The organism is Okeania sp. SIO2F5 (genome assembly GCF_010692685.1).
GTDB classification, from domain to species: Bacteria; Cyanobacteriota; Cyanobacteriia; order Cyanobacteriales; family Microcoleaceae; genus Okeania; species Okeania hirsuta.
Genome location: NZ_JAAHGU010000237.1, coordinates 1 through 5,977, shown reverse-complemented (window position 1 = coordinate 5,977; position 5,977 = coordinate 1). Strand labels below are relative to the sequence as shown.

Sequence of the window (5,977 nt, the reverse complement as noted above, 5' to 3'; positions counted from 1 at the left end):
TTAAGAGGGAAGATTTGGGGAGAGATAATACAAAAAATTCAACACTCCTTCAACTGAATTTTCCTCAAAATTAATGCGCGAAAAGACTTGACTACCATAATTATATAGATCTCAAATGGGTTCTATACAAGATCAAGATTATTCACTTAATTAAATTTAATTAACTTGATAATGAATAAATTATTGATAATAATCACTGTGATTGAAGCACCTTTTTTCAGTGAAGCAAGTACCAAAGTTGGTGATTTGCTTTTTGGTTGATTATTACAGATGTAAATGGACATCTAGCATTCGGTTGTCCAGCACAATAGAGTCCCATCTATAACTGTAACTTGCTAAATCATAATTTATCATTACTGACTTGAAAGCACGGAGAGCGGTGCATGAGTTCTAGAAAAAAACTTAAACCGAAAATTTTGGTTGTCGATGGCGAATTAGACAATCTAGGCCTTCTTTACCGTACTTTCCACAGAGAATACAAGGTGTTGGGATCCCAAAGTGGACTGGAAGCTCTAAAAATTCTAGAAACATCTGAGGAAGTAGCTGTAATTATTTCAGACCAGCGAATGCCCAAAATGAGTGGTACAGAATTCTTGAGTTTAACTGCCAACCAATACCCTAATACTATTCGAATTGTTTTAACTGGATTCACTGATATAGAGAAATTCCTGATAACGATCGATCATCAACTGCAATAGAATTACCTCAGTCATTTGCTCCCATTCGTAGTAATCCTGTTTTAATGGAATTGCTAAAAACAAAAAAAACAATAGCAATTTGCGATCTGAAGATCAATCCGGAATTTAACGAATATTAACTACCCTTACGCTCTAATACTCGCGCTTTGATGGTAGTACCCCTAACTGTCAATGGTAAAATTATTGGTAGTATTTCTCTACGTCACAATGACGACAGACACCAATGGCAAGCTTCTGAAATTGAACTAGCGGAAGCAGTAGCTTCCCAAGCAGCGATCGCCGTGCAACAATCCAGTCTATACCAAACAACCAGACAACAAGTTGAACGACTAATAGAAGCAGACCGCCTCAAAAAGAATTTTTCCAAAATATCTCCCATGAATTTCGTACACCTTTAACTTTAACGATCGGTTTGTGAGAAGAAGCAGTTAATTCCAGCAGAGATTTACCTCTAGATCGAGGTGCGATTGCACTGCGTAATTCTCGTCGTCTCTTGAGATTAGTTAATCAATTATTAGATTTGCAAAGACTTGATGCTGGAAGAATGCAGCCTTCTTTTCAACCCTGTAATATCAAACTCAAAAGTATTGCTACATCTTTTTGAGAGTAGGGAGTAGGGACCCACCCCTAACCCCTCCGGTGGAGGGGAAAAAGGAGTAGGGAGTAGGGTGAAAAGAGATAAGATATCTTGGCTTAATGCCGATAATCGTTATAAACATTACTAAACGATTATTATTACTTAATAACTGAAGTTCATCGGAAATATAGCATTAATGCATGGGAATTGGTATAATCTCGTAGCTTTCTGTGACAATATTGTGGCTCACGGGGTGAAAAGCACCTCAAAACTATTGTGATATAAGGGTTTCAACTATTAAAACTCTGTATCAAAAAGATTTTTCCTGTTTGATCATGATCATCATTTGTAGAGAAGGGTGAGGTACACTTCCCGTACCTCACCCTTGTTCCCTAATTTGAGTTGATTTTTATGTCAATTATTGATCTAGCGCTATGCGCAGGCAACAGTTCCGGAAGGCAACAGCTCCGGAAGGGGGAATAAAAAACCGATAATATAAGACTTCTAGCTATTGGACAGTTATTGTAATTTGTCAATATGCCAGCGCACATTGCTATAGTAGCCATCAGCCACATTTTATGCTCAAAAAGTCGGTCCACTTACACACAGAGACCGACCCAAATGCAATTTTTATCATTGTATGAATCATATTTTCCACAATCTTTGACCAATACTCAACTTCCAACTTGAAAAATTTTCGCCCAGGTTAATTACTGTCCAAAAAACTGTCAAAATAGAAAGGCTGACAGCTTGTTTTCCTTGGCCCATTAAATCTGAAAGCCGTCGAAAACATATACAAAGATTTTTAAGATTATTTTCCTGAAGTCTTGCCTTGTTTTGGTTCCCTATGATTACAATGATTATCAGTAGAAAATTTTCTGATGGTAGTCGATTAATTCTAACTATAGATAGAACACAATGGACAGATCAGAATATATTTGTCATAGGAGTTATCTACCAAAAACGAGCCTCATCTATTTATTGGCAAGTTTGAGAAAAAAAAGGTAGTAGTAATTTAGGACAACAGAAGGCAGTTATTTGGCCAGTTTGACGTTGATTGAAAAAAGATCAACTTGTGATGATTGGAGACCGGGAATTTTGCTAACCCAAAGCTCCGCTAACATGGTGTCAAATTATCACACTGGTCGAATATTTTGCAAGCTCGTAGAATAGGTGAGTTGTTAAATGAATATTTAGCAGAGATGACAAAAGCCATTTTTGCTAATGGTGTTACTGTGGATAAGTTTGTGGGAGATGCTGTGATGGCAATTTATGGTTCACCTGAAGAGTTGACAGCAGATGAGCAGGTGCAATGAGCAGTGGCTTCAGCTAGGGCCATGTTAAAAGCTTTGGATAAATTAAATGAGAGGTGGCAAAATCTGGTGTTAATTGGCCCGAATGGGGCTTCACCAGTGAGGTTTCGTTGTGGTATTCATCAGGGTAATGCTGTAGTGGGAATGTTTAGTGGTGCAGAGCGGTCTGATTATACAGCTATTGGCCCATCGGTAAATATTGCAGCTCGGCTACAGGAAGCTGCAGAGCCAAATACAATTTTGGTATCGCAGACTGTTGCTAACTATGTGGATAGTCGAGAGGTGAAAAAGTCTGGGTATCTGAAGTTGAAAGATATAGATCAAGAGGTTTTAGGTTTTGTAGTTAGTCGAGACTCTATAACTTAAAGCTGAGATGGCAGTAAATATGATCTAAAAATTTTTTCTTCTGGACTTGTTGCAATTCTAGAAAAGTGTGTTATAGTAAAGAAACAACTGCGGGTATAGTTTAGTGGTAAAACCTTAGCCTTCCAAGCTAATGATGGGGGTTCGATTCCCCCTACCCGCTTATAAGTTAAAATAACGAGTTTACAACTTTTCAAGCTTCTTTCTTTACTAGACAGATGAAAAAATATGGAAATGTGTACAAAAACCGTACAAAGAAGCTTACTTAAACCTAACTAAAATTGGCCAATTTTTAATGGCTTGTTTAACTATAAAGGGAATTACGTCGATGCCTTAAAAATGGCTAGAACCCGTGCTTATTCAGGATTTATGCCTTTTTGAGGTAAAAGCCTCTGCCTATCTATATTTGAGCCAATTTTGTGGCTTTAGTAGCGTTGCTGACTTGGGGTATGATTTGTATTTTTTGGCGATTGCTAAACTATATTAATGACAAATATTTGAGATTCTTCAGTTTTTATTTTCATACCTTGATTCAGCAACGCCGCTTTATTTTGTGTAAGTCCCACATTGTATAAATAATTCCACTGCAGATCTTAGGAATAGTAAATTGTATATATTTCAATCTAAAAATCGAACAATTTTGGCTCATAGATTATCGAATTTATGACCCAGATACTGATAAAAAAACAAAAATAGATCATCTGGAATCAATGATTTTATGTGCGGTAAATAATAAAAAATTACCATTTAAGACTGTGCTGATGGATAGTTGATATCCAACACAGTTGAGTGCTTTTGAGATTCCAGTTGAAAAACCATCTTTATTTCCATGAGAGTTTATGCTTTTAATTATAGTTAGATTGTTCCCAGAATTATCTGGGAAAAAATAATCTAAACTAAAGCAGCAGAAATAAGTTCATTTGCTATATCAAAATTAGCTGTCACATTCTGCACATCATCAAGATCGTCAAGAGCATCCATTAACTTGAGGAGTGATCGTGCCTGGTCTGATTCTGTCACCTCAACAGTATTACTAGCAATCCATCGAAACTCAACTTCACTCACATCAAAACCTTTACCTCGTAGCATCTGACTAAGATTTTCCAAATTAGTAGTTTCAGTAAATACCTCTGCACCCTGAAAATCTTCTTCAGAAATCATTTCATAATATTCCGCTTCTCCTTCAACAGATGCTTCCAATAATTCATCCTCATCAACAGACCCTGTAATAGTCACCACACCCTTGTGGTTAAACATCCAACTTACGCAACCAGTCTCACCTAAATTACCTCCATTTTTAGTAAATGCACTTCTGAGGTCTGCTGCTGTACGGTTACGATTATCTGTAAGTCCCTCAATCAGAATCGCTATCCCACCTGGCCCATAACCTTCATAACGAATTTCCTCAAGTTCATTACCATCATTGAACTGACCAGAACCTTTAGCGATCGCCCGCTCGATATTATCATTGGGAATACCTGCCACCTTTGCCTTATCTATCGCTGTACGCAACTGAAAATTACCAGCCGGATCAGCCCCACTACGGGCAGCAACAATGATCTGGCGAGAAATTTTAGCGAACACTTTGCCTTTAACGGCATCAACTCTAGCTTTTTGGCGTTTAATATTCGCCCATTTACTGTGTCCTGCCATAAAATCAAATAGCGTAAAAAAAATACATTTTCATCACTAATGTTGATAACTATTCACAGGCATAAAAATCCTGGTACAATAGTTATCAAACTTCTATCGAAATTATATTTTAACGCTTTTTATGGCTTTCCTCAAAACTCAACTATGAGTTAGGCTAAACAAACCTGACATTGGTTTCTATATTATCTAGATGAGAAGTATCCCCACTTAATTCCATGACCCATTGTTGTTTTTCACGAACAATTTTAACTAAACAACAAACAGAGGCTTTGATTTCCATCTTAGCAATTTCACCTACTAATCCTGCAGCAGTGCCAATAACTGAAGCTCCGTGCCCCAGTAATAAAATATTTTCTGTGGGAAACTGTGCCACTAGACCTTGAGAAGTTTCTCCAGTGCGCTTCATACAAGCTTCCCAAGTTTCAGGATATTGGGGAGTGCCTGCATTGTAAGAAAGATCTATTCTTTTGTAAGCTTTGGCCATTATTTCTAGGGATAGAGTTTCTGGCATAGCAGGCATCCATTCTGGATTTAACCATTCACACAAGCCCCAATCTAGTTTAATAGGTAAATCAAGAACTTCTGCTACTTCATTGGCAGTTTGTACGGTTCGCAGAAAGGGAGAGGAAAAAATTTGAGTGATATTTTCCCCAACTAAACGGTTTGCCAGTTGTTTGGCTTGAATGACACCATCATCCGACAGATGAGGATCGTATGGTCTTTCAGCAGTGTTAAACCATTCGGGGTTTACGAAGTCGATGCGGTTTCCGTGCCTTGCTATCCAGACTGTTTGTTGAAACATAGGTTCATCTGTTGCAGATTGCAATTTTAAATATATAGCAATTACAGGGCTACGCGCTAGGAAATAGGGAATAGGGAACAGGGAACAGCAGACTTTCAAAATGTCCTTACAGAGTAGGCAGTAGGAGAATGCTTTGACAACTGTAGTCTATCTATTTGAAAACCCTCTTTGAAATCTTGACTATTGTCACATCACTTTATTACATTTGGCATTCTTTTCAGGACAAAAGTGATATATCTGCTGTGTCTTTACAAAATCTTCATAAAACTGTTCAGTATCTTCATCGGATCTTCACATAAAAAAACTGAAATAGCTGCTAATGTTATAGATGGATAAATTAAGTATTAACTTGTTCGTTAATGATTATTTTATTGGTTTGTGTGTTGTAATTAGTTTCAGCTTCTTCTACTTGAGGAAGCTATTTTTTTTGATACCCTGAAATACTTTATCAAAGTGTTGCGAGAAGACCCGCGCTCTCCCGAAGGGGAGCGTCGGGATGAATCGCAATCAATGTTGATATTTCACAAACAATGTGTTAAAACTGTGAAAAGTTAATTCCCTAGCAATAGAT

The 5,977-nt window shown here is 37.4% G+C and carries 5 protein-coding genes, 1 tRNA gene and 1 pseudogene; 5 read left to right on the top strand and 2 right to left on the bottom strand.

Translation table 11 applies throughout. From position 1 onward, the window contains the following. The first annotated feature begins 383 nt into the window (after positions 1–383). The 5 genes and pseudogenes from F6K27_RS34515 to F6K27_RS32080 all read left to right on the top strand — a co-directional run bounded on the left by F6K27_RS34515 (position 384) and on the right by F6K27_RS32080 (position 3,114). Positions 384–698, top strand: coding sequence for a response regulator (locus F6K27_RS34515; protein ID WP_375339728.1), 315 nt, complete (start codon positions 384–386; stop codon positions 696–698). After that, positions 698–1,272: pseudogene (locus F6K27_RS34510) on the top strand (GAF domain-containing protein); the annotation flags it as partial. The gene F6K27_RS34515 and the pseudogene F6K27_RS34510, both read left to right, overlap by 1 nt. Before the next feature lie 1,157 nt (positions 1,273–2,429). Beyond that, positions 2,430–2,591 (top strand): hypothetical protein, encoded by a 162-nt coding sequence (locus F6K27_RS34505; RefSeq protein ID WP_375339368.1) that lies wholly within the window; start codon positions 2,430–2,432, stop codon positions 2,589–2,591. A 3-nt stretch (positions 2,592–2,594) separates the two neighbouring features. Then, positions 2,595–2,954, top strand: a complete 360-nt coding sequence (locus tag F6K27_RS32085; protein WP_375339727.1) for an adenylate/guanylate cyclase domain-containing protein — start codon at positions 2,595–2,597, stop codon at positions 2,952–2,954. 89 nt (positions 2,955–3,043) lie between these two features. Then, a tRNA-Gly gene (locus F6K27_RS32080) sits at positions 3,044–3,114 on the top strand. 728 nt (positions 3,115–3,842) lie between these two features. Here the strand turns inward: F6K27_RS32080 and F6K27_RS32075 are convergent. Continuing rightward, complete coding sequence (locus F6K27_RS32075) at positions 3,843–4,604, bottom strand: YebC/PmpR family DNA-binding transcriptional regulator (RefSeq protein ID WP_124143729.1); 762 nt, start codon at positions 4,602–4,604, stop codon at positions 3,843–3,845. Between the two features lie 154 nt (positions 4,605–4,758). Further along, positions 4,759–5,406, bottom strand: coding sequence for a histidine phosphatase family protein (locus F6K27_RS32070; RefSeq protein ID WP_124154290.1), 648 nt, complete (start codon positions 5,404–5,406; stop codon positions 4,759–4,761). Positions 5,407–5,977 lie beyond the last annotated feature (571 nt).